Annotated in this window: 18 protein-coding genes and 1 tRNA gene; 5 read left to right on the forward strand and 14 right to left on the reverse strand. The window is 37.1% G+C overall.

Translation table 11 applies throughout. The features are described 5' to 3' along the window. Positions 1 to 17 precede the first annotated feature (17 nt). Genes ES765_RS02290 through ES765_RS02315 form a run of 6 tightly spaced genes read right to left on the reverse strand, consistent with a single transcriptional unit; the run spans position 18 to position 8,770 of the window. Entirely contained in the window at positions 18 to 1,352 is a 1,335-nt protein-coding gene (locus ES765_RS02290; protein ID WP_138110975.1) for a quinol:cytochrome C oxidoreductase, read from the reverse strand. Positions 1,353 to 1,367: 15 nt separating this feature from the next. Continuing rightward, complete coding sequence (locus ES765_RS02295) at positions 1,368 to 1,928, reverse strand: c-type cytochrome (protein WP_138110976.1); 561 nt, start codon at positions 1,926 to 1,928, stop codon at positions 1,368 to 1,370. A 2-nt stretch (positions 1,929 to 1,930) separates the two neighbouring features. Beyond that, positions 1,931 to 2,461, reverse strand: a complete 531-nt coding sequence (locus ES765_RS02300) for a DUF3341 domain-containing protein (protein WP_138110977.1) — start codon at positions 2,459 to 2,461, stop codon at positions 1,931 to 1,933. Between the two features lie 2 nt (positions 2,462 to 2,463). Beyond that, positions 2,464 to 4,209, reverse strand: a complete 1,746-nt coding sequence (gene nrfD / locus ES765_RS02305) for an NrfD/PsrC family molybdoenzyme membrane anchor subunit (protein WP_138110978.1) — start codon at positions 4,207 to 4,209, stop codon at positions 2,464 to 2,466. 32 nt (positions 4,210 to 4,241) lie between these two features. Continuing rightward, on the reverse strand, positions 4,242 to 7,361 hold the full coding sequence (locus tag ES765_RS02310; protein ID WP_138110979.1) for a TAT-variant-translocated molybdopterin oxidoreductase: 3,120 nt from the start codon (positions 7,359 to 7,361) through the stop codon (positions 4,242 to 4,244). Positions 7,362 to 7,396: 35 nt separating this feature from the next. After that, a complete protein-coding gene (locus ES765_RS02315) occupies positions 7,397 to 8,770 on the reverse strand; it encodes a cytochrome c3 family protein (protein ID WP_138110980.1) in 1,374 nt (457 codons plus the stop codon). Positions 8,771 to 9,002: 232 nt separating this feature from the next. Between ES765_RS02315 and ES765_RS02320 the strand changes: the two genes are divergently transcribed. After that, complete coding sequence (locus ES765_RS02320) at positions 9,003 to 9,374, forward strand: SPOR domain-containing protein (protein ID WP_138110981.1); 372 nt, start codon at positions 9,003 to 9,005, stop codon at positions 9,372 to 9,374. 48 nt (positions 9,375 to 9,422) lie between these two features. Here ES765_RS02320 and infB read toward each other — a convergent pair whose 3' ends face one another. Genes infB through rimP form a run of 3 tightly spaced genes read right to left on the reverse strand, consistent with a single transcriptional unit; the run spans position 9,423 to position 14,059 of the window. Next, entirely contained in the window at positions 9,423 to 12,311 is a 2,889-nt protein-coding gene (gene infB, locus ES765_RS02325; RefSeq protein WP_138110982.1) for a translation initiation factor IF-2, read from the reverse strand. 41 nt (positions 12,312 to 12,352) lie between these two features. Beyond that, positions 12,353 to 13,585, reverse strand: a complete 1,233-nt coding sequence (nusA, locus tag ES765_RS02330; RefSeq protein WP_138110983.1) for a transcription termination factor NusA — start codon at positions 13,583 to 13,585, stop codon at positions 12,353 to 12,355. A 12-nt stretch (positions 13,586 to 13,597) separates the two neighbouring features. Beyond that, complete coding sequence (gene rimP, locus ES765_RS02335) at positions 13,598 to 14,059, reverse strand: ribosome assembly cofactor RimP (RefSeq protein ID WP_138110984.1); 462 nt, start codon at positions 14,057 to 14,059, stop codon at positions 13,598 to 13,600. Between the two features lie 222 nt (positions 14,060 to 14,281). Here rimP and ES765_RS02340 point away from each other — a divergent pair, with 222 nt between their 5' ends. Continuing rightward, on the forward strand, positions 14,282 to 15,646 hold the full coding sequence (locus ES765_RS02340) for a cation:proton antiporter (protein WP_138110985.1): 1,365 nt from the start codon (positions 14,282 to 14,284) through the stop codon (positions 15,644 to 15,646). A 21-nt stretch (positions 15,647 to 15,667) separates the two neighbouring features. On the opposite strand, the gene ES765_RS02345 is transcribed toward ES765_RS02340, so the two are convergent. Both ES765_RS02345 and ES765_RS02350 read right to left on the reverse strand, forming a co-directional pair. After that, positions 15,668 to 16,000, reverse strand: a complete 333-nt coding sequence (locus tag ES765_RS02345) for a hypothetical protein (RefSeq protein WP_212744196.1) — start codon at positions 15,998 to 16,000, stop codon at positions 15,668 to 15,670. 266 nt (positions 16,001 to 16,266) lie between these two features. Beyond that, positions 16,267 to 16,337 (reverse strand) — tRNA-Gln (locus tag ES765_RS02350). Between the two features lie 168 nt (positions 16,338 to 16,505). On the opposite strand from ES765_RS02350, the gene ES765_RS02355 reads away from it, so the two are divergent. Further along, a complete protein-coding gene (locus ES765_RS02355) occupies positions 16,506 to 19,856 on the forward strand; it encodes a DUF2723 domain-containing protein (RefSeq protein ID WP_138110986.1) in 3,351 nt (1,116 codons plus the stop codon). Positions 19,857 to 19,910: 54 nt separating this feature from the next. Here ES765_RS02355 and ES765_RS02360 read toward each other — a convergent pair whose 3' ends face one another. From ES765_RS02360 to ES765_RS02370, 3 genes are all read right to left on the reverse strand, one after another. After that, a complete protein-coding gene (locus ES765_RS02360; RefSeq protein WP_138110987.1) occupies positions 19,911 to 20,207 on the reverse strand; it encodes a thioredoxin family protein in 297 nt (98 codons plus the stop codon). 94 nt (positions 20,208 to 20,301) lie between these two features. Then, on the reverse strand, positions 20,302 to 21,531 hold the full coding sequence (locus ES765_RS02365; protein WP_138110988.1) for a metallophosphoesterase: 1,230 nt from the start codon (positions 21,529 to 21,531) through the stop codon (positions 20,302 to 20,304). A gap of 56 nt (positions 21,532 to 21,587) precedes the next feature. Further along, on the reverse strand, positions 21,588 to 22,310 hold the full coding sequence (locus ES765_RS02370; protein ID WP_138110989.1) for a copper homeostasis protein CutC: 723 nt from the start codon (positions 22,308 to 22,310) through the stop codon (positions 21,588 to 21,590). Between the two features lie 41 nt (positions 22,311 to 22,351). Between ES765_RS02370 and ES765_RS02375 the strand changes: the two genes are divergently transcribed. Both ES765_RS02375 and polA read left to right on the forward strand, forming a co-directional pair. After that, positions 22,352 to 23,338: an isoaspartyl peptidase/L-asparaginase family protein gene (locus ES765_RS02375; protein WP_138110990.1), complete on the forward strand. Its 987-nt coding sequence runs from the start codon at positions 22,352 to 22,354 to the stop codon at positions 23,336 to 23,338. Between the two features lie 103 nt (positions 23,339 to 23,441). Then, positions 23,442 to 26,288: a DNA polymerase I gene (gene polA / locus ES765_RS02380; RefSeq protein ID WP_138110991.1), complete on the forward strand. Its 2,847-nt coding sequence runs from the start codon at positions 23,442 to 23,444 to the stop codon at positions 26,286 to 26,288. Positions 26,289 to 26,569 lie beyond the last annotated feature (281 nt).

The following is a 26,569-nucleotide window of genomic DNA, read 5'->3' on the forward strand; positions in this document are numbered from 1 at the left end:
TATACTTTACTTATCAATTAATAATGAAAGTTTTTACTTTCTTCAATAAATGGATTCCTTTTTGGCTGCAAAGGAGCAGATGCTAGAGCTCTAAAAATCCAGAATATAAATAACCCCGTAAAAAATAATACAGAACCAATTTCAGGAATACCAATATACCATTGATCCCCCACAGTTGATGGCATAATTGCGTTAAAAATATCCATATAATGCCCTGCCAAGATTACAATCCCTGTCATTACAACAAACCAATTGATTCTTTTATAATCACTATTCATCAAAAGTAGAACAGGGAATAAAAAATTCATAGCAACCATACCAAAGAATGGTAAATTATAATCAGTAATTCTAGTCACAAAATAGGTTACCTCCTCAGGTATGTTTGCATACCAGATAAGCATAAACTGAGAAAACCATAGGTATGTCCAGAATATACTCATACCGAACATAAATTTTGCTAAATCATGTATATGACTGTTATTCACATCTGGTAATAATCCTTTTGATTTTAAATAAATAGTCACCATTGCAATTACGGTAATACCAGACACGAACATACTAGCAAAAATATACCAACCAAATAAGGTACTAAACCAATGTGGCTCAACACTCATAATCCAATCCCAAGACATAATAGATTCTGATATTAAATAAAACACAAGGAATGCTGCCGAAATTCTAAAGTTTAATTTAAAATTCGAGTTGTCTTCTGATTCATCTTGTCGTAAAGATAATTTCCTAGAGTACTCTCTATACCCAATCCAACCTGCTAAAAATATTGCTGCTCTAATTAAGAAAAATGTTGGATTTAAGTATCCTGATTTGCCCAGCAACAGGGCATCATGAGCAACAACATCTTCATCAACCCATATAAATAGATGATTCATGTGCAACATTGAAAGCAAGAGTATCACGAAAATAATAATTCCTCCAGGAACTAAATAAGCAGTTATACCTTCCATTACCCTAAATAATAATGGTGACCAACCTGCTTGCGAGGCACGTTGTATAGCATAGAATGCCAAAACACCCAATGCTATCATAAAAAAGAAAAATGCCGCAACATATAATGCTGCCCATGGTCTATTTTGTAATTTATCTAACAAATGCTGATCATGAGAAGCGTCATGTTCTTCACCATGCGTATCTGCTTCTGCGTGATTATTTTCTTGTGGCGTTTGAGAAGCTTCAACCACATGTACATCGCCATGACTTTCATCATGACTTGATACTATTGCTTTAGCTTCTTCTATACTTCCCGGAGCCATAACAAATCCACCAACGATTCCTAATGCACCAATTATCATTAGAACAATGGAAGTTATTTTAAGTCTATTTGAAAACGTATACATAGTATTGTTTACCTATTATTTGGTTAAATCTTGTTTCAATTGCATCACATATTCCGATACTTGCCACATTTCCTCTGTATTCATTTGAGATGAATATGATCCCATAGAATTCAATCCATAATGAATTGTATAATACGTACTACCGATTGTAATATTTCTTATTGGGTCTGCATAACTAGGAACACCCAATATTTTCTCTCTTTTCACCAAATCACCTTTACCATCACCCTTACCACCGTGACATATTGCACAGTAAATAGTGTACAGCTGGCCACCCTTGGCTAAATTCTTATCGGTTTTCATCGAATCTAAAGGATTTATTTGTAACCTCGCAAGTTCCTTTCCTTCTGGTGAATTTTCTATTTCGTAAGGCAACCAACCTCGGTTTATTGTATTAGCAGGTGGTAACAAAGCCTCTGACTGATTAGGCAAGAAATCTGCCTCACCATATGTTTCATAACCTACTGGCTCATACATGTTAGGCATGTATTGATAATTCCGTACAGTCTTATCATGACAAGAACTTGCCACTACTACCAAAGCTAATAAAATTACTATATTTTTAAAACTGTTCATATTTAATGACTGTTTTTTTCTGTAACATTAATTTCAACTGCGCCAGTATCCATCAACAAATCCTTTAATTCTTGCTCATTATCATGGATTTCAATTTCCATTAAAAAGTGATCATCCGTAGTTCTAACATCAGGGTTTTCAGCTTCTTTAAAAGGCCATAACCTACTTCTTAAGTAAAAGGTAATTACCATTAAATGCGCTGCAAAAAATACAGTTAGCTCGAACATAATAGGCACAAACGCAGGCATATTCTCGATATAACTAAAACTAGGTTTACCACCGATATCTTGAGGCCAATCATCTATCATGATGTAATTCATCATAACAACCGAAACAACTAACCCTACACAACCATACAGGAAGGACGTTATCGCTATTCTTGTAGGAGCTAATCCCATAGCCTTATCCAGACCATGCACAGGAAAAGGACAATATACCTCTTCAATATGAAGCTTCGCTGCTTTAACCCTTTTAACGGCAAGCATAAGAACATCGTCGTCGTCGTAAAATGCATGTATAACTTTAGATGCCATAATTATCTTTTGTTATTTAATAATATTGATGCCTGACCTGCCCAATCATCTCGTTGTGCTCTACCGGGAAAGGAACTAGTGATAGCATCCAACAAATTATATTCACGTTCGGTCATTCTAGCTACTTGGGCAAACGTATAAATCCCTATTTGATTCAAGGTAGCCTCCATTTGAGGACCTATACCTTTAACCTTTTTCAAATTATCTGGTTGATCCGTTGTAGAGTCAAACGTACCAACAGCACTTAGAAGGTCGGAAATTCCAACCTTGTCACCAACTGTCGGAACCACTTCTCCCATCAAAACATCATCAGTTATAGGTTCTTTTGAATCTGACCTCATTTTAGTGATTTGATATAAAGGCTTACCAGCATCTCTCAACGTTTTATACTTTTCACCAGATGACTTCAAAATAGATTTCACTTCAGCTTGAGCAATAACAGGAAACGTTCTTGCATATAAAAGGAATAAGACAAAGAAGAATCCAATCGTACCTATAAATATCCCAATATCTACAAAAGTTGGTGAAAACATCGTCCAAGAAGAAGGTAGATAATCTCTATGTAATGAAGTAACAATTATTACGAATCTTTCAAACCACATTCCTATGTTTACTACAATAGAAATAAAGAAAGAGAACATAATACTTGTTCGTAACTTCTTAAACCACATGAATTGCGGTGAAAACACATTACAAGTCATCATTGACCAATATGCCCACCAGTAAGGCCCTGTAGCTCTGTTCAAGAATGCGTATTGCTCATATTCTACACCAGAATACCATGCCATGAACAATTCCGTAATATAGGCGCAACCTACAATAGAACCTGTTAGCATAATAACTATGTTCATTAATTCGATATGCTGAATAGTAATGTAATCTTCTAAATGACACACCTTTCTCATTATAATCAACAATGTATTCACCATTGCGAAGCCAGAAAAAACAGCTCCAGCAACAAAATATGGAGGGAATATAGTTGTATGCCAACCTGGTATTACCGAAGTAGCAAAGTCAAATGATACAATGGTATGTACAGATAACACCAATGGTGTAGCAAGACCAGCTAACACTAAGGATACCTCTTCAAATCGCTGCCAATCTTTGGCACGACCACTCCAACCAAAACTTAATAAACTATATATCTTTTTCTGAAAGGGCAAAACAGCTCTGTCACGTATCATTGCAAAATCAGGAAGCAAACCTGTCCACCAGAACACCAAGGAAACTGATAAATAAGTTGAAATAGCAAATACATCCCAAAGTAACGGTGAGTTAAAATTCACCCATAAAGAACCAAATTGATTTGGAATAGGAAGTACCCAATACGCCAACCAAGGACGGCCCATATGAATTATTGGGAAAAGTCCTGCTTGAATAACTGAAAAAATTGTCATTGCTTCGGCAGAACGGTTAATTGCCATTCTCCATTTTTGCCGGAAGAGCAATAGAACTGCTGAAATTAAAGTACCAGCGTGACCAATACCTACCCACCAAACAAAGTTGGTAATATCCCAAGCCCAGTTTACGGTTTTGTTAAGTCCCCAAGTACCGATACCGGTAGAGACCGTATAAATAATACAACCTATTCCCCAAAGAAAAGCCACTAAGGCAATGGAAAAAACTATCCACCAATGCTTATTGGCTCTTCCTTCAACAGGAGCAGCAATATCCACGGTAACATCGTGGTAGCCTTTGTCTCCAAGTACTAGGGGTTTTCGTATAGGTGCTTCGTAATGCGACGCCATAGATTTTTGTTATAATTACTTTCTTGTATTGCTTATGCTTCGTTGGTATTCCTAACTTTAACATGGTAAAAAACATTTGGCTTAGTACCCACATGTTCCAATAAATGATACATACGGTCACTCTCCTTTAATTCTGCAATTTCACTCTTTTCATCATTAATGTCCCCAAACACTATGGCTCCACTACTACAAGCAGAAGAACATGCGGTATGAAACTCCCCATCTTCAATAACTCGCCCATCCCGTTTGGCATCCAAAATTGTCTTTTGTGTTTTTTGAATACACATAGAACATTTTTCAATTACACCTCTTGAACGAACATTAACATCTGGGTTCAATACCATTTTACCCAAATCGTTATTCATATGAAAATCGAACTCATCATTATTGTTATATAAGAACCAATTGAACCTACGAACTTTATAAGGACAGTTGTTTGCACAATATCTGGTACCAACACATCTATTATAGGCCATTTGATTCTGACCTTGTCTACCATGCGACGTTGCCGCAACTGGGCAGACTGTTTCACATGGAGCATGATTACAGTGTTGACACATTACAGGCTGAAAGGCAACTTGTGGATTACTTGATGGGTCTTCTAACTCCCCAAAACCACTTAAAGACCCCTTATCGCCGGTTAACCCGTCAAACTCATCTTTCTTAGTATTATCTTGCTCAAACGTTTCTTCTGAAGAATAATATCTATCGATACGCAACCAGTGCATATCCCTAGACTTTCTTACCTCAGCTTTACCTACAACAGGAACATTGTTTTCAGCGTGACATGCGATAACACATGAACCACAACCAGTACAGGAATTTAAATCAATAGACATATTAAAATGATGCCCTATAGATCGATCAAAACTATCCCATAAATCAACAGAAGTAGCGGGTACTTCTTGATGATCTAAAGAAACCATAGGAACCTCATTCCACTCTGAATGATTCTTTGTATTAAATATCTCTAAGGTAGTTTCCTTAATGATATCCCCTCTTCCCATTAGAGTTTTATGTAATTGCATACAGGCAAATTCATGATTACCTGTCACTTTCTCAATACTCACCGATTGGTTGGCACTAAAACCATCATATAACAAAAAGGCATTAACACCTGTCTGCATATCCTCTTTCAATCCTACTTTCTTTCCGTACCCAAATGACAAACCAACAGAACCTTTAGCTTGACCTGGTTGCACCACAACTGGAACTTGGTCCAAACTCACACCATTAACGGTAAGTTTAACATAGCTTCCATCCATACCACCATTAGCAACATTCACATTCTCAACACCCAATTCAATTGCATCAGATTTTGAAATAGTTACATAGTTATCCCATGAAACCCTAGAAATAGGATCTGGAAATTCTTGAAGCCAAGGATTGCTTGCTTGTTGACCATCACCCATACCTATTTTAGAATACAACGTAAGCTCCATGCCATCACTAGTTGTATTGGCCAAACTACGAATTGCGGAAGCTATAGGCACAATCGCAGAAGCCTCTGCAGCGTTTGCTGACGCAACAATATCTTGAGTATTCCCTTCTGCATCAACACTCATTGTATCTGCACTAAAAACACCATCCTGCAATGCTTGGTTCCAATTAGCACCGTTCAAAATAGATGCTGCCCAAGTCTGCTTTATGTAATCATAATATGTTTGATTACTTCCTAACCATTCCAATGCTACAGTTTGAAACTGCTTTGTATCGAACAATTCTTTTATTGTAGGCTGCATTAAGCTATAATGCCCCTTCTTAATTTGAGTATCACCCCAGGATTCTAAATAATGATTGGAAGCCGCAACATATTCTACAGCCTCTGTAGTGTCATTCCAATTTGTAGAAAATGCAACTGAAAGATCCACCTTCTCTAACCCTTCTTTAAAATCTGAAGCATTAGGCAAAGAATATAACGGATTAACCCCATCCATAATAAGAGCTCCCACTCTACCGGCCTTCATATCTGCGATTAGTCCATTGACCGCTTTTACATCACCTTTTCTAGTATATTTAGGAGCAGTTACGTCAAACGCCTTACTACCTAACATTTCGTTAATAGCCAAAACAACCGCTTGAGCATTAACATCATCTAAACCTGTAACAACAACTGCGCTTGACCCAGCTTTCTTTATTTCAGCAGCCAGCGTATCAACAGCGGCATCATATTCTGAACTATTTCCTCCAACTGATGATCCGTTTAATTTACCATATAACTTCGCCAATACTACTTTTTGAGCACTAGGCTTCATCGCTATACGCTTATCGGCATTCGCACCGGTCAAAGACATATTCGCCTCTAACTGCACGTGTCTAGACATTTTTCCATTTTTAGGAACACGCCCTCTAGAATAACCCGCATCATAACCACCACCTTGCCAATCAGCAATAAAGTCGGCACCAAAAGAAACAATTAAACTCGCCTTCTCAAAATCATAATCAACTAACGCACGCTGACCATATTTATTTTCAAAAGCAGTTAAAGCAGCATCTTCAGAAATAGCATCGTAAGTTACGTGAACCACATTCTCATTAGCTACCAACAATTCCCCCAACAAACGATCCGTAGACGGACTAGCATAAGTCTGAGTCATCAAAGCAATTTTCTTAGAAGAGCCTTTCAACTCTTCCATTTTCGCTTTTATAGTGGCATTTAACACATCCCATTCAATCGGCTCTCCATTAGCCATTGGCCCCTGCAATCTAGTACTATCATATAAGGATAGAATAGAACCTTGAATTCTTGCATTAGCAGCGCCACCAACTTTAGCTATAGTATTATTCTCCACCTTAATAGGTCGACCTTCACGGGTCTTAATCAAAATGCTTGCAAAGTCATAACCGTTCGCAATGGTAGTTGCATAAAAATTTGCAACACCAGGAACAATGTTTTCCGGAAGCACAACGTAAGGGATAGATTTAATTACTGGACCCTCACACGCTGCCAAAGAAGCTGCAGCTGTACTAAAACCAACATATTTCAAGAAATCCCTACGATTAGTATTTGTCGTGGACAAGGTTTCCTTGTCACCCAAAAAATCATCAACAGGAATCTGCTCTACAAATTCGTTTTGTCTTAGCGCCTCAACAATGGAATCATCTGGATTTAACTCCGCTTCGTTTTTCCAATATTTTTTGTTTGATGCCATACGTATTATCTGTAATTAGCTTCTTTATATTATTATTAATAGTGACACTTTCCACATTCTAAACCACCCAATTGAGCAGCTGTCAAATTATCTACACCATACTTTTTAGAAAGTTCAGCATGAATTTTTTCGTAATATGCATTACCCTCAACCTTAACATTGGTTTCTCTATGACAGTCGATGCACCAACCCATCGTTAAAGGTGAATACTGATACATAATTTCCATTTCTTCAACTGGACCGTGACATGTTTGACATTCAATACCAGCAACCGAAACATGCTGTGAATGGTTAAAGTATGCAAAATCTGGAAGGTTATGAATACGAACCCATTCTACTGGTTGGCTCTCACCCGTATACTTTTGATTTTCCTCATCCCACCCTACAGCTTTATACAATTTCTTTATCTCGCCTGTATAAAATTCATTCGTATACCCATTTTCAATATCCTCCTTAGAAGGTCCTTCTGGATTACCCGTATATTCATAAATAGATTTATGACAGTTCATACAAACATTTAAGGATGGAATTCCTGAGTGCTTGGATACCCTTGCAGAAGAGTGACAGTACTTACATTCAATCTTATTATCACCTGCATGGATTTTATGAGAATAATGTATTGGCTGTATAGGTGCGTAACCTTGATCCACACCAACTTGCATCATCCAACCATATGCAAAATATGCACTACCTAATAAAAGAAATATTGTGGTCAGCAATACCAAGAACTGATTCTTAGCAAAAGCCTTCCAAATCGGAGTTCTCTTTTCTGCCTTTTCCTTTTCAACAACAATTCCACTGGCAGCAGCAATTCGTTGCAATGTTTTATTCACCAACAATAACATCACCACTAACAACCCAAAAACCAATACTAAAGCAGCGAGGATAATTTCATTAGAAACACCTGATAAATTTCCAGCACTGTTCGCTGAAGACTCAACAGTACCGACAGCGGCTGTCGGAGCAGCTGCTGGCGCAGCAGCGGTATACGCTAAAATATCATCAATATCACCATTAGACAAGGTCGGAAAGGCAGTCATAGCAGCCTGATTGTACTCAGCATAGATCTTATTTGCATATGCATCACCAGACTTAATCATTCCAGAACTATTGTTAATCCAACTATAAAGCCATTCTTTACCCAAACCTTCTTCCTCTTCAAGCCTACTAGCCACATTAGCCAGAGCAGGTCCTGTCATTTTACGGTTCAAGGCATGACATGCCGCACAATTTTGATTGAACAAAGCCTTTCCATTTATCGCATCACCGCCACCAGCGGCCGCTTCTATAGAAGCGGATTCAGAAGTAACATCATCTTGCGACTGTACTGAACCTGTAAAAAGTAAAAAAGCTATTAGGGTAAATCCTAAAATTTTAGAAAACTGATTTCGGTATGGAACCTTTTTCATATATCGAATATTTCTATCGGAATCTTGGCATAATTTTGGTCACAGATGAAACCTATTAATACTCATCAAATGCCTAAATCGATGACAAAAATACGACATAGAATTTATTTGAAAAATGTTAATGTATTTATAATTTACAATTTAGAAATGTTCTAAATAAACCTCGATTTATTTGTTTAATCCTTAATAATTTACTTTTGTAAAAATTCAAAATAAAACTATATTGTAGGTTATGAAAATACTAAGCTCCATAGCACTTTTTGCGTGTTTTACAAACTTTGGTTATTCCCAAAGTGCAAAAGTGAACATTCAACAAGATCAAAAAATCGACCAACTGCTTGAGATTTATAAGTCTTCTCTGAGCAACAATGAGTATTACAGAATACAAGTTGGTTTTGGTGATTACGTCACAGCTCAAAATATAAAGGCAAACGTTGAAGTGGATTTTCCCGACTTACTATCTAAGATTGATTTCGACTCACCAACCTACCGAGTTCGTGTTGGTAAGTTCACTTCTAAACTAGATGCGGAACGCAAGTTCAACGAGGTGAGAATAAAGTACCCAGACGCCATGTTATTAAAACCAAAAAAATCGACCAAATAGGTCGATTTTTTTTATTCAATTATAAAGAAACTGTTAACTCACAATCTATTATTTTGATTTCAATTTCTTCTTAACAGCAACTTCTAGAAATGCTTCTACAATATCACCTTCAACAATGTCATTGTAGTTCTTAATTTGAAGTCCACAATCATAGCCTTTAGCAACTTCTTTAACATCATCCTTAAATCTCTTTAAAGACGAGAAGGTACCTGTGTAAATCACAACTCCATCTCGTATTAATCGGATATTAGAGTTTCTAAATATTTTACCACTTGTAACCATACAACCGGCAATAGTTCCAATTTTAGAAATCTTAAATGTTTCCCTTATTTCTGCTGTACCTGAAATCTCCTCTTTCATTTCTGGAGATAACATACCTTCCATTGCGTCTTTAAGGTCATTGATTGCCGCATAAATAATAGAATACACGCGAATATCAATCTCTTCTTTTTCGGCAATAGCCTTTGCATTACCCATTGGCCTCACATTAAAGCCAATAATAACAGCATCTGAAGCCGATGCCAACAATACGTCTGATTCTGTAATAGGACCAACTGCCTTGTGTATAATATTTACCTGAATTTCATCTGTAGAAAGTTTTTGGAAGGAATCTGTAAGTGCCTCTACAGAACCATCAACATCACCCTTCAGGATAATATTAAGCTCCTTAAACTCACCAAGAGCAATCCTTCTTCCGATTTCGTCAAGCGTAATATGACGTTGAGTTCTAACTGACTGCTCACGTTGTAGTTGAGATCTTCGAGAGGCAATTTGTTTGGCCTCACGTTCGTCTTCTAATACGTAGAACTTGTCTCCTGCTTGTGAAGCACCATCAAGACCAAGAATAGAAATTGGTCTAGAAGGACCAACTTCGCTCACGATATTGCCTCTTTCATCTTGCATCGCCTTTATTTTACCACTTGTGGTACCGGCCAACACATAATCTCCAATCTTAAGTGTACCTGATTGCACCAAGACAGTTGATATATATCCTTTACCTTTATCCAAGAACGCTTCCACAACTGTACCCGTTGCACGTTTATCAGGATTTGCCTTTAGCTCTAAGATTTCAGCCTCTAACAATACTTTTTCTAATAATTCTTTAACCCCTGTTCCTGTTTTTGCTGAAATATCATGAGATTGAACTTTACCACCCCAGTCTTCTACCAACAAATTCATTTGCGCCAGTCCTTCCTTAATCCTATCTGGATTGGCTGTTGACTTATCAATTTTATTTATTGCAAAAACTATCGGAACACCAGCAGCTTGTGCATGGCTAATAGCCTCTTTCGTCTGTGGCATAATATCATCATCGGCAGCAACTACAATTATAGCAATATCGGTCACTTGGGCACCTCTAGCACGCATAGCAGTAAACGCCTCGTGACCCGGTGTATCCAAGAATGCAATTCGCTCACCATTCTCTAACGTTACACCATAAGCACCAATGTGCTGTGTAATTCCTCCACTTTCTCCAGCAATTACATTCTCTTTACGAATATAATCCAACAATGAAGTCTTACCATGATCCACGTGACCCATTACGGTAACGATAGGAGCTCTTGGTTTCAAATCTTCAGGTGCATCCACCACCTCAACAATACTCTCCTCTATATCTGCGGTAACGAAATCTACTTCATATCCAAATTCATCAGCTACAATAGATAATGTCTCAGCATCTAAACGCTGATTCATAGTTACCATTATACCTAAAGACATACAAGCCGAAATAATTTCAGTTGTAGAAACACCCATCATTGTAGCGACCTCAGTTGCCGTAACAAACTCAGTTACTTTAAGAACTTTGTTTTCTAATTCTTGTTGTTCAATATCCTTTTCCGTTTGCTCACGGTGTTGGTCCCTCTTACTCCTTCTGTACTTGGCTCCTTTACCCTTCTTAGATTTACCCTGTAATTTCTCTAAGGTTTCACGTACTTGTTTTTGTACATCTACTTCTGTAGGCTCCACCTTAGCTACAGTTGCAAACCGACCTCTACCTTTACGGTCACCCGTAGTTGCAGGTGGCCTACTTTGCCTTGGTGCAGCAGGATTCTTTGTTACAATACGCCTTCTTCTCTTTTTACGATCTATCGCTTTATCAGCAGGCTTTTTCTCTTCTTTCTTTTTCTTCGGCTTTTCAAATTTGCTAAGGTCAATTTTTGCACCCGCTATTTTCGGTCCGGTTAACTTTTGATATTGAGTCTCAATTGTTATAGGCTGATCAGATTCTGGTTGACCAGGTTCCGCAGGTTCTTTTGGAGCCTCTTTTTCAACTTCTTCCTTTTTAGCTGCCTCAACTTTAGGTTCAGCCGCTTCTTTTGGAGTCTCTTCCTTTTTAGCTACCTCAACTTTAGGTTCCACTTTTTTAGGTTCCTCAGCCTTCGGCTTTTCAGCTTTAGGTTCTTCAACTTTAGGCGCTACTTTTTTAGATTCTACCTTTTCAACAACTGGATTTTCCTTAGGCTCCTCCTCCACATCCTTTACAGGCTCCTTAGCCTGCACTTTTGCCTTAGGCTTAACCTCTACTTTCGGAGTTTCCTTAGCAGGGTCCTCTTTCTTCTTTTTTGGATTAAGGTCGATTTTACCTACCATTTTAGTTCCGGCAAGTTCGACTTTACCAACTATAATAGTCTTCTCAGCATCAGCGTTTCTTCGCTCACGGACCAAGCGACGATCTTCTTGTTCTTTTTCTAATTGAACTCGAATTGCCTCTTTTTCTTTACGCTTCTCTTCGCCAACTTCCTTAGATGCCACTTTTTTGCTCTTATCCGTTTGGAACTCATCAAGCAAAACCTGATAAACATCATCCGAAATTTTAGTGGTAGGCCTCGCTTCCACATCATGTCCTTTTCCATTCAGAAAGTCCACTGCCCTATCCAAGGAAATATTAAGCTCACGAAGAACTTTATTAAGCCTTATTTTCGCATTGTCTGCCATAAATACTGATTCCCGTTCTTTATTTAAGTGCTAATATATAGCTAATCTTCTAATTCTTCTTTTAGGATACGCACAACTTCTACAATTGTTTCCTCTTCTAAATCTGTACGCTTCACTAAATCAGTAACATCTTGTTCCAAAACACTACGAGCTGTATCCATTCCAATCTTCTTGAATTCTTCAATTATCCAAGCATCAATTTCATCTGAAAACTCTGTTAATTCCACATCTTCCTCTACACCTTCGCGGAATACATCAATTTCATAACCTGTTAACTGACCCGCCAATCTTATATTATGACCACCTCTACCTATTGCCTTTGAAACCTCTTCTGGTTTCAAGTACACCTGAGCTGTCATCTTCTCATCGTTCAACTTAACAGAAGAAACTCTCGCTGGACTTAACGCCCTAGTAACCAATAATTGCGGGTTAGCTGTCCAGTTAATTACATCTATATTCTCATTACCCAATTCACGAACAATACCGTGAATTCTAGAGCCTTTCATCCCCACGCAAGCACCTACTGGATCGATACGATCATCGTAAGAATCAACAGCCACTTTTGCTTTTTCACCAGGAATTCGAACAACCTTCTTCACTGTAATTAAACCATCAAAAACCTCCGGTATTTCTTGGAAGAATAATTGCTCCAAAAATTTAGGAGAACTTCTTGACATTATAATAGTAGGTTTTGCACCCTTCAACTCCACACTTTCGATAACACCTCTTACATTATCACCCTTACGGAAAAAATCAGATGGTATCTGTCTATCTTTTGGAAGAATTATTTCATTCCCCTCATCATCTAACAAAATTATAGCCTTATGACGAATATGATGCACCTCCGCTGTATAAATCTCACCTTCTAAATCCTTAAAGTGCTTATAAATAGTGGTATTGTCATGCTCATGTATCTTAGAAATTAGATTTTGACGTAATGCCAAAATAGCCCTTCTTCCCAAATCTATTAATTTCACCTCTTCAGACACATCCTCACCAACCTCAAAATCAGGCTCTATCTTACGAGCTTCTGACAATGAAATCTCCTCATTCGGTTCTTCAACCTCGCCATCGTTAACTACAATACGGTTACGCCAAATCTCTAAATCCCCTTTATCAGGATTTATAATGATATCAAAGTTATCATCTGAACCAAACTTCTTCTTAAGTGCATTTCTAAAAACATCTTCCAGAATGGCCATCAATGTAACCCTGTCTATGAACTTATCGTCCTTAAACTCTGAGAAAGATTCAATTAACGCAATATTTTCCATTGGTAATTACAATTAAAATTTTAATACAACTTTTGCTTTAATAATATCTGAAAAATTTAACTCCTCTTTTTTCTGAACGGTAACCTTTCCTTTCCCAATCGGCTTAGGCTCTCTTGCCTTCCACTCTAAAACAATGGAATCATCCGTAATGGCAGTCAAATTACCTTCAAACGTATTGTCATTAGTGCGGACTTCAAGTTTTCTTCCAATATTTTTTAAATATTGCCGCGGAATAACTAATGGAGCAGCCGCTCCTGCCGAGGCAACTTCAAGGGAAAAATCATGTTCATCTCGATCTAAATTATGCTCAATGGCCCGACTGATTTTAATACAATCACTTACCGTAACCCCATGATCACCGTCTATTATCACTTGGATGCTATTATCAGCCCCCATAGTGAAATCAATCAAAAAGAGTGATGGATCTTCTTCAAGACCTTGTTGCAATAATTCTTTTACTTTTTCCTTTAGCATAAATAGTAAGTAATAAAAGAGGGGACTAATTGTCCCCTCATGAATACTTTTATATCCTTTCAGCGATGCAAATATACAATAATTTTAATTTCCTACAATAGCAGATGAACACCTAATTAATTCACAATTTATACAATCAAGTAAAATTATAATACTTTAAGAATAAGCTCTGTTCCTAATTTGTGGTATTTTTAACTCTTGGCCAACCTAAAAACGCCCTCAATGGAAATTCTATCTTCTTATAACCTTATTATTGGCGCATCACTTATCGTAGTCTTGTCCTTCTTTTTTAATGGTATTTCTAAAAAAACCAATATCCCGGCTGTTTTGATGCTTATTGTTTTAGGTATAATTATTAAAATAGGATTAGAATTTTTCATACCCGAAGTTCCTAATTTTAAAGGTTCCTTAGAAATACTAGGCACAGTCGGTCTAATCATGATTGTACTTGAAGCCGCTTTAGAATTAGAACTAAAAAAGGAAAAAATATGGCCAATACTTAAATCTATGGCCATTGCGTTAATAGGGTTAATTGGCTCAACATATGTAGCTGCTTTAATTCTCTACCAATTCATCCCTAACATGACAATGGAGTCTGCGTGGCTATATGCAACACCGCTATCCATTCTATCAAGCGCAATAATTATCCCCAGTGTTGGAGGGCTGAGTGAAAAGAAAAAAGAATTTCACATTTACGAAAGCACCTTCTCAGACATTATCGGCATAATGATGTTCTACTTTCTAACCGGCAAGCTTAATCCCGCAGAAGACACAGGAGCAGTAGGCTTTGCAGGAAATTTAATTCTAACCATACTAATAGCCTTAGTCACCAGTTATGCTATCATATTGATATTTCAGCGTATAAAGAGTCAGGCAAAGCTATTTTTACTCATTGCCGTTTTACTTCTCCTTTACGCCATTGGCAAAAAGATGCACTTATCTTCTTTAATTATTATTCTGGTTTTTGGACTTATCGTTAAAAATGTAAATCTTTTCTTCCCTGGAAAAACCAAAATTTTTTTAGAATCTGAACGGATGAAACAAATTTACCATGAATTACACATCATAACCTTAGAAACTGCTTTTGTAGTGCGCACATTCTTCTTTGTTATATTCGGCATCACCATCGTATTGTCAACACTGTTAAGTGTAAATGTGGCTATAGTTAGCCTACTCATTATCGCATCAATCTATGCAATTCGATTTATAATCTTAGTTGTTTTCGTCGGAAAGGATATGCTACCACAGCTTTTTATTGCACCACGAGGTTTAATCACGGTCTTATTATTTTATGCTATACCAGAACAAGCACAAATAGAGGGGTTTGAATCTGGAATTCTATTATTTGTAATTATTGCAACAAGTTTAGTCATGACTTGGGCAATGATTCGCGATAAACACCAGATGAGAACAATGCTCGATGAAATTGACGAAGAAATATTAGATCGCAATATAGCCGAAGATGCATTACGTGAATCTAAAAACACGGAACACCACCCGACACGTTTACACGTTAGTAAGGCAAAAGAAAATAATATATCAAGTAACAAAATCGTCAAAGAAGATTCTGACGATAAACTACCTTAACTTAAAACAGAAGGGCACAAATTAATTAGGCATATAAGAAGCTTGCACCTCTTGTCTATCAATGTACGCTTGTGAATCTGCCTCACCCAAACTGTCAACCTCTTTACGGAATCTAAGAATCATAAGTGTATCTAACTGCTTACCTATGCTATCCTGCATGGTACGCCAATTTTTAGCATTCATTTTATGATTTAACTCCATTATCTTATTAAAGCGATCCAAGTTATAGCGATTGGCCTTCCATGCATGGGCAGTACTTTCCTCATGCTTGACATCTTGAAGGTAAAGACCGACACTGAATCCAACAACAATAACAACAAGGAGAATCTTTAAAACTTTTGGGGAAAGGCTCATAAAGTAAGGTTAATTAAAGTGCTAAAGTAAGAAATACTATTGCCTAAATGGTTTCTTTTCCGATGAATTAATAACGTTATCAGTTTAAATGTAAATAAATAAACTTAATGCTATAGCCCCTTTCCTATTCAACAGTTCTCTTATTTATCCACTAAATTGACGCACTACTGCAGGAGAAAACCATCATACAAAGAATCTCGAGTTAGACCATATCAAATGCAAAAATCCCAACATCAAATGACATTGGGATTTTTTATTCTTATTAGTTGGCCCACAAGGATTCGAACCTTGAATGACGGTACCAAAAACCGAAGTGTTACCATTACACCATGGGCCAATATCTTCTAAGAGGGTGCAAATTTAAAACAAAGTTTGGTTTCACCAAACATTTTTTACGGTAATAATTAAAAAAATACTCCTTTCTTCTTATTAAAGGTTTATAAAAATAGTACAAACATATCTATATTAATTAGTAAATTCGCCACTTAGGTTTAACCCAAGTTTCATGTTTTCAAAGAACTACCAGAAGTGGGACATCATATTAGGATGGTCCGTATTTTTTATAGCCCTTATTACCTATTTTATTACCGTTGAACCCACCAATAGTTTTTGGGATGCGGGTGAATATATAGCAACAGCTGCCAAATTACAAGTAGGTCACCCGCCAGGGGCGCCTTTATTACAAATGATTGGTGCTTTCTTTTCCATGTTCGCCTTAGAACCTAACAAGATTGCCATGATGGTAAATCTAGTCTCTGGAGTATCTAGTGCATTTACCATTCTTTTCATGTTCTGGACGATTACCAATATTACCAGAAAATTAATTGATAAAGATGGACCTTTTACCAATAGCAAAGCAATAGCAGTCTTCGGTAGTGCACTAGTAGGATCCCTCTCATTTACATATTCAGATAGTTTTTGGTTTAATGCTGTAGAAACTGAAGTGTACGCAACGGCCAGTTTTATAATGGCATTGTTGCTGTGGTTGGGTTTAAAATGGACAGACAATTTAGAAGATCCGCGTGGCAACCGATGGATTATACTAATATCGTACGTTGTAGGCCTTACTTTTGGAATTCAATTTATGGGCTTTTTAGCAATACCTTCTATAGGCCTTTTGTATTATTTCAAAACGTATAAAGAGACAACGGTTAAAAACTTTCTTATTGCGAATATTGTGGTAATTACCTTATTGATGCTCGTATACAAGTTCTCACTCACCTATGTACTCCAACTATTTGGCTGGGGAGAAGTATTCTTCATCAACAGTATAGGATTACCTTTTAATTCTGGCTCTATTATCATTGGATTAGGATTCATAGCTGCTTTTTATTTTGGCTTAAACTATACCCGAAAAAACAATTATAGAATTGCAAATACGATTGTTCTTTGCTTAATGTTTTTATTTCTAGGGTTCTCCTCTTGGTTAATGCTTCCTATACGTGCTAATGCAAATGTCGTTATAAACGAGAATAACCCCGAAGATGCAAGAGCACTTTTGGCTTACTATAATAGAGAACAATATCCAGGGGTAGATAGCCCTGTGTATGGCTCCTATTATTCAGATATGTTCGCCCCTGCTGGTGAAGACCAAGATGGTAAACCAAAATACGAAAAGGATTACACACTGGGCAAATACATCATCGTCAATAAATTCAAGAACGCTGTACAAGGCCCAAACCCCAAACACAAAGGACTTTTACCTAGAATGTGGAGTTCCCAGAATGCGGAAAATTATATGCGCTATTTCGGAGCATTAGATTTTAAAATAACACAAACTAACCAGGAATTAAGACAAGCTGTAGATCAAGTTAAAACAGGTTTTGATAACGGCGAAATTGGGGCTGATCAGTACATTAGCTTTTTAAAACGTTTTGATGAATATATTGAAGTTCAGCCGCCTACAGTTTGGGAGAATGTAAGATACATGGTTGAATTTCAGTTCAACTATATGTATTTACGTTATTTTATGTGGAATTTTGTTGGAAAGCAGAATGATGTTCAAGGACGCTATAACGATAATGGAAACTGGTTAAGCGGCATTAATTTCTTAGATAGCTGGCGACTTGGCAGTCAAGATAATTTACCGAGCGATATCAAAAATAATCCAGGCAGAAATACCTATTTCTTTCTACCGTTGCTTTTAGGAATTATAGGTATTGTATTTCAATTCTCTAAAGATAAAAAGCAATTTTGGGTACTATTGATTTTCTTCCTTTTCACAGGTTTGGCCATTCAATTTTATACCAATCCTGGTATATTTCAACCAAGGGAGCGAGATTACTCTTTGGTTGGTTCCTTTTATATTTTTGCATTGTGGATGGGTCTAGGCGTATATGGACTTTATGATGGGTTTAAGGATTGGATAGCACCCAAAATTCTTGCTCCTGCCATAGTAATTTTAACCTTACTTGCTGTACCAACCGTTATGGCAGTGCAAAATTGGGACGACCATGACCGATCTAATCGTTTTACCGCAAATTCATCTGCAAAAGCGTATTTAGATTCCTGTCAAGAAGATGCTGGTGCCATACTCTTTACCATAGGTGATAATGACACCTTCCCTATTTGGTATGCCCAAGAAATAGAAAAATATAGAACAGATGTGCGTATTGTTTGTACCAGTCTTTTTGAAACAGATTGGTATGTAGACCAGATGAAGAAAAAGGCCTATCAAAGTGACCCAATTCCTTCTCAAATATCACATGAAAAATATAGGCTGGGGTCTCGAGATGTATTGTACCACCAAGGTATTACCGAAAACAGATGGCCTATTAAAGACTTCATCAATTGGATTGATAGTGATAAACCAAGAACTAAACTCAAATATCTTTTTGAACAAAATGGTGCTGATTTAAGTCAGTATTCAGAGGATACCCAAAACATGGTTTACTATCCTACTAAAAAAATAAGGGTACCCGTTAACAAACAAAATGTTTTGAGCAGTGGTTTGGTTAAACAAAAAGATGCAGACTTGATTGTTGATTTTATTGACATCGACTTACCAGGTGCGATAACCAAAAAGAGTATGATGATGTTGGATATTTTAGCCAATAATGATTGGAAACGTCCTTTATATTTTTCTGGTGGTAGCTTTGATGATGCAGAATACCTATGGATGAAAGATTATCTTCAATTGGATGGTTTGGCGTACAAATTGGTTCCTATTCGTACTGAACGCCCTAATGCATTTGAATTAGGAAGAATTGATACCGAATTGATGTACGACATTGTAAAAAATTGGGATTGGGGTAATGCAGGTGGTGATATTTACCATGACACCCAGACACGCATACAAAGCGTATCTTTTAGAGGTAATTTAGCCCGATTGACAGAGGCCTTGATCAAAGAGAATAAAATGGGTAAGGCAAAAGACATCATTGAAATTGCCATTACCAATATGCCCGTTGATAAGTTTGGATATTACACCTTGGTAGAACCTTTTATTGATGGCTACTATAAAGTTGGTGAAAGTCAAAAAGCACGAGCGCTATTTGAGGTTTTAAAGAAAAAATATCAAGAACGCTTAGCGTATTATGCTTCCATAAGTTTAGATGAACAATACAGTAGTATAGATGATATTATTGCCGATATGGAGGCCTACAGAAGAAATATAGATATCATTATAACTAATGATACTGAGGGCGTAGCTGAAAAAGAAACGTTGATCTTTAATGAATACATCGATAAATTCCAACATTTCTATAAAGATGAAGATGCCATGGAAGTGCCTGAACGGGGGCTTGAATCTGACCCAGACATGATAGACACTTTACCCGTTTCAGATACTATTTTGCCAGACAACACAAGAACAGACATCTTACAAGACACCGTTGGTATATCAATACAACAATAAAAGCTTTGGACCAAGGTCCAAAGCTTTAGCAGTAATTAAAAATTAGTTTTGAATTTAAACGTATTCTTTCAGAATACCTATAAGTGTATTGGCATCTTGTTCGCCACTTTGGCGCCAAACCATTTCACCTTGTTTGTAAATCATTAAAGTTGGTAAGCCTTTAACACGCAAAGCTTGCGAAAGTTCCTTGTTTTTATCTACATCAATCTTAATTACCTTTCCTTTATTACCTAAAGCTGCGGCCACATCCTTAAGAACAGGATGCATTGCGGCAGACTGTTCATTCCACTCTGCATAAAAATCCAGAAGAACAGGTACTTTTAAATCTATAAGCTCACCAAATTTAGACATAAAAAAAATGCTTTACTATGTTAGCCAAATGTAATAAAAATTGTTAAAACACTACCCTTAGCAACCTATTTGTAGCACTGCAATAGGGTTAAAATCATGTTAATGCCTTTTTTCGTAACGTAATCACGGTGATTTCAGGCCAAATACCTACCCTACCAGGATATCCTAAAAAGCCAAAACCTCTATTTACATTGATAAATTGACCCATTTCCTTATAAATACCAGCCCAATAAGGATATCTCCATTTAACTGGGCTCCATTTTATCCAACCGGGTATTTCAATTCCAAACTGCATACCATGCGTATGTCCGCTTAGGGTTAAATGATAGTGATACGGGTCATTGATTACTTCCATCTCCCAATGAGACGGATCATGACTCATCAAAATCTTAAAATCATTCTTATCTATCTGTGCTGCTGCTTTTTTAAGATCCCCGGCTTTTTTAAAACCGCCTTTGCCCCAATTCTCTACACCTAACAAGGCAATTTTATCAGACCCTTTCTGTAAATAACGATGCTCATTAAGCAACAAATCAAAACCCATGTCTTTCTGCAAAACTTTTAAATCTTCTAAATTTTGGTGCTTAAGCTCTTCCGTTTCCCACGGAATGTAATCCCCATAATCATGGTTGCCAAGCACAGAAAATTTACCATCTTTCGCTTCTAAAGTTGAAAATAAATCTGCCCACGGAAGCATTTCAGAGGTCATATTATTGACCATATCGCCTGTAAAGAATAGCACATCACTCTTTTGCTTGTTAATTAAATCAACACCATATTCAATCATCTTTCTATCATCAAAACTACCACTATGAATATCTGAAATTTGGGTAATTTGATAGCCGTCAAAACCATCCGGTAAATCTTCAAACTCTAATGTATATTTCAAGACCTTAAAATTGTACTTGCCTTTGTACATGCCATACAACAATGCACCAAAGGGTATGGAAGCTATACCAAGCGCTAGCAAACTCAAGAATCGCCTACGTGCGGGTAAACCAAATTCCTTATCCACTCCATAAATTTTCATATAAAGTCCAGAAATTATTCTATATATATCTTCAGAGAATAAAAATATAATCGTGATAATATTGAAGGTAAGTATGGTCAATAAAAACCCAAACGCATAACTTTTAGAGATACTCAAAACCCTACCTGTCTCCTCACCTACCGTGAATTGGTATATAAAATTGAACATTACCGTCAAAGAGATAATAATGTAGAAGTAAGACCACCACGGTTGTTTCGCTATGGTTTTTAATGCCTGTAACACATAAAAACCCAATGCTACATAAGCTAAGGCGAAAATCATCCAACGTATCATAGCTGTTTTTTCACAAAGATATCTGTATAACAATGGTATACCTGCTCATTTACATTTTATTTAACCTTACTTAAAACCGCTTTAATATTCTCAATTTGAGTAACGGCTAGGTGGTCATCACTTAGAAAACTACTTGAATTCATTGAAATCAAAGGTTTTGTTGGTAATTGTTTAACCATTGCAGTTCCTGATAAATGCACTACGTTAAAACCCTTTTCCTTAAACAAGTTCACATTAGTTGCGTTGATTCCGGAGCCTGGCATTATTTGAACTTGAGAACTTCGTTCATTTAAATCGATCAATACATCAATGCCTTCGGGCGCAGATTTTTGTTGACCAGAAGATAAAATATAATCTACTTGTACTTTTTCTAGTTGCTTTAGTGCTTCCATAGGGTCTATAATCCAATCAAATGCTCTATGGAATGTAAATGTTAAATCACGAGCTGCCGACTTCAATCTTTGCAAACGCTCAACATCTAATCTGAAATCTTTAAAAAGCACTCCGGAAACTATTCCTTCAAACCCCATTTCTACACATAATTCAATATCCGTAATCATTATATCAAACTCTACATCGGTATATGAAAAATCACCACTTCTTGGGCGAATTAATATGTGAACAGGAATAGACACCTGTTCTTTTACTGCTTTCAGTACTCCATAGGATGGCGTTAAACCACCCACGGCCAACTCGGAACATAGCTCAATACGATCTGCTCCAGCGCGTTCAGCCACCAAGGCAGATTCCAAAGAATTAGCACAAATTTCAACTAGCATATTGTTATATTTAAGGCCACTAAAAGTAAAGAACCCAACCCATGAAAAGAAGAAAATTCTTAAGAAATTCTAGCACTGTAGCTGCAGGAATAATTTCTGCTCCCATTTTGGCATCGTGTAACGACCAACAACCGGAAAAAAGAACTGATATAACACCAATTCTACCTATAGCCATTTGCACTTGGGATTTTGGCAATGCCACAGCCAAAGCTTGGGAGGTACTACATGACGGGGGTAGTTCGTTAGACGCAGTTCACCAAGGCGTAATGATAGAAGAAAATGATTTAAGAAATACTACCGTTGGAAATGGCGGAAGACCGGATCGTGATGGAAATGTAACCCTAGATGCTTGTATCATGGATAAGGATGGGAACTGCGGCGCAGTTTTGGCTATGCAAAATATTGCCAATCCAATATCCGTAGCTAGAAAAGTAATGGAAGAAACACCTCATGTTATGTTGGCCGGAAAAGGTGCGGAGCAATTTGCCTACGAGCAGGGTTTTGAAAAGGTCAACCTGTTAACTAAAAAAACGAAGGAAGATTGGTTAGAATGGAAAAAAACATCTCAATACAAACCTATCATCAACATAGAAAACCATGACACCATTGGCATGTTGGCTATTGATGAAAAAGGAGATATTGCCGGGGCTTGTACAACCAGCGGCATGGCATACAAGATGGCAGGTAGGGTTGGAGATTCGCCTATCATTGGTGCTGGACTTTTTATAGATAATGAGGTTGGCGGAGCAACGGCTACCGGTGTTGGTGAAGAGGTTGTTAGAACTGTTGGTAGTTTTCTAATTGTAGAATTGATGCGACAAGGAAAATCTCCTCAAGAAGCTTGTGAAGAAGGTGTAAAACGTATTATCGCAAAAAATAAGGATAAGCAAGATTTTCAGATTGGATTTATTGCTATTAATAAAAAAGGCGAAACGGGCGGCTACTGCATCCATCCGGGTTTCACGTATAGAACGTATACCAAAGATGGACATGTAAACAACCCATCAAATAGTTATTTAGAAAGTTAAACGATTCGTTTTAGAAAGATTTAATACCCAACCGCAAGGCTAATCTTTCGCATTGTTTCCCTTTCAATTTGTACTTTTAACCCCATACTATCTAATTTTCAAAATGGCAGATCAAAAAAGACTCTTCTTGCTAGATGCATATGCATTAATATTCCGTGGCTACTATGCCCTGATAAAAAATCCAAGAATAAATTCACAGGGTATGGACACCTCTGCGATTATGGGATTCATGAATTCTTTGTTCGACGTAATCCGTAGAGAAAAACCAGACCATTTAGCCGTTTGTTTTGATAAAGGAGGAAGCGCAGAACGTACCGAGATATTTCCAGAATACAAGGCAAATAGATCAGAAACACCAGATGCCATTAGAATTGCAGTACCCTATATTCAAGATATCTTAAAGGCAATGCAAATTCCCGTAGTTGTAAAAGAAGGCTGGGAAGCAGATGATATTATAGGAACTTTAGCTAAACAAGCAGAAAAGGAAGATTATAAAGTTTTTATGGTAACCCCAGATAAAGATTTTGGCCAGCTCGTATCAGAAAATATATTCATGTACAAACCCGCCCGTATGGGGAATGGTATAGAAATTTGGGGAATACCAGAAATACAAAAACGCTTTGGAGTAGAACGACCAGAACAGGTTATTGATTATTTAGGTATGATGGGTGATGCAAGTGATAATATTCCGGGCTTACCTGGTGTTGGTGATAAAACAGCAAGAAAGTTTATTGCTGATTTTGATACCATGGAAAACCTCTTTGAAAATACTGATAAGCTTAAAGGTAAGATGAGAGAAAAGGTAGAAGCCAACAAAGAATTGGGGCTATTATCCAAAAAATTGGCTACTATTTGTTTAGATGTTGATGTGACTTTTAATGCTGATGATTATCAGATGTCTGAACCGAATGCTGAAAAAGTTCAGAAAATCTTTGAAGAACTAGAGTTTAGAAGGCTCAAAGACCAATTTATAAAGCTATTCTCAACTGAAACTGAAACTGAAACTGAAGAAACCCAAACAGAAGTTTCTGGCACACCAAAACCAAAAAAAGAGGCTCAGGATGCAGGAACAGGTCAATTTTCATTGTTTGGAGGTAGTGGAGACACACCATCAACTATTAAAGACTACTCAAGCAGACAGACAATTGCCGATGTGGCTCATGCTTACCAAAGTGTAGCGCCCGGTATGGCCTTAAAATTGTTTTTTCAAAATTTAATGAAACAAACTTCGGTATGTTTTGATACCGAAACTACAGGATTAGACCCCTTAACTGCGGAATTAGTGGGAATTGCCTTTTCTTGGGAAGCAACCAAAGGATTTTATATTCCGTTCCCAGCAGATACGAAAGAAGCACAATCACTCATAGAAGAACTACGTCCGTTCTTTGAATCTGTGCAAATTGAAAAAATAGGTCAAAATCTTAAATATGATATTAAGGTTTTAGATAAATATAAGGTTGATGTAAAAGGACCTTTGTTCGATACTATGCTGGCCCATTATCTGATTAATCCAGATATGCGTCATAATATGGATATATTAGCAGAAACTTACCTTAATTATACTCCGATTTCCATAACAGAACTAATTGGAAAGAAAGGAAAGAACCAATTAAGCATGCGAGATGTACCGGTAGAAAAACAAACAGAATATGCCGTCGAAGATGCCGACATCACTTTTCAATTAGCACAACATTTTAGGCCAGAATTAAAAGAAGCAAACACAGAGAAATTATTTCAAGATATTGAAATCCCTCTACTGCGTGTATTGGCCGACATGGAACTGGAAGGTATCAATCTAGACAATGAGTTTTTGCATTCTCTTTCTTCAGATTTAAATAATGACATAGCCACATTAGAAAAAAAGATTTACGAGGCTGCCAGCGAAGAATTCAATATAGGCTCTCCAAAACAATTAGGGGAAATACTATTTGACAAAATGAAGCTTGTCGATAAGCCTAAAAAAACAAAAACCGGTCAGTATTCCACTGCGGAGGATGTACTCTCTTATTTAGCAAAAGACCATGAAATCATTCAAAATGTATTGGATTATAGAGGCCTAGCTAAATTAAAAAGCACGTATGTAGATGCCTTACCCGAACAGGTGAAACCCTCAACAGGCAGAGTTCATACAGATTATATGCAGACAGTTGCTGCAACGGGCCGTTTAAGTAGTAACAACCCCAATTTACAGAACATTCCAATCCGAACGGAGCGTGGCCGTCAAGTCCGCAAGGCTTTTATTCCTAGAGATGAGAATTACACCTTGTTAGCGGCAGATTATTCTCAAATTGAATTGCGAATTATTGCCGCGTTAAGCGAGGAAACCACCATGATAGAGGCTTTCAAAAACGGGGAGGATATTCATGCATCTACGGCCTCAAAAGTATTTGATGTACCATTGGATGAAGTTACTCGTGAACAGCGTAGTAATGCAAAAACCGTAAACTTCGGAATTATTTATGGGGTATCGGCCTTTGGTCTAAGCAATCAAACAGATTTATCTCGTTCAGAAGCAAAAGAATTGATAGACACCTACTACAAAACCTATCCAAAGCTAAGAAACTACATGAGCGAACAAGTAGATTTTGCTCGTGATAATGGTTATGTGCAAACAGTACTAGGCAGAAGAAGATACCTTAAAGATATTAATGGAAGTAATGCCATGGTTCGCGGTGCTGCCGAACGAAATGCTGTAAACGCACCTATTCAAGGTAGTGCTGCTGACATCATTAAAATTGCAATGATTAATATTCATAAAAAATTGGAAGAAGGCAAGTACAAATCTAAAATGCTCCTTCAAGTACATGATGAATTGGTATTCGACATCTACAAACCAGAACTGGAAAAAATGAAAACGCTAATCAAGTCAGAAATGGAAAACGCTTACACCTTAGATGTTCCATTAGATGTGGAAGTTGGTTTAGGTGAAAACTGGCTGGTGGCACATTAACACCATTTTTAATCGAGATGTTAAACCATCTTAAAATCACAAGAAACACATTTCAAATTCTGTTACGTATTTACAGGTTTATTGCACCTAAGTGTAAATACCATGAAAAATCTAGTCTTGTATTTACTTTTTATCTTCACTATTCATGTAGGTTTTCCCGATCAAACAAGACTGAAACAAGTTTTGACACTAAGAACACGATAAAAGAGTATTCCCAAACCCTGCTCCGAACGTAATTAATATTTTAGGTCTTAAAACTCACCTAACGCACCAATTAGTAT

The sequence above is a fragment of the Maribacter sp. ACAM166 genome (genome assembly GCF_005771495.1).
GTDB lineage: Bacteria > Bacteroidota > Bacteroidia > Flavobacteriales > Flavobacteriaceae > Maribacter.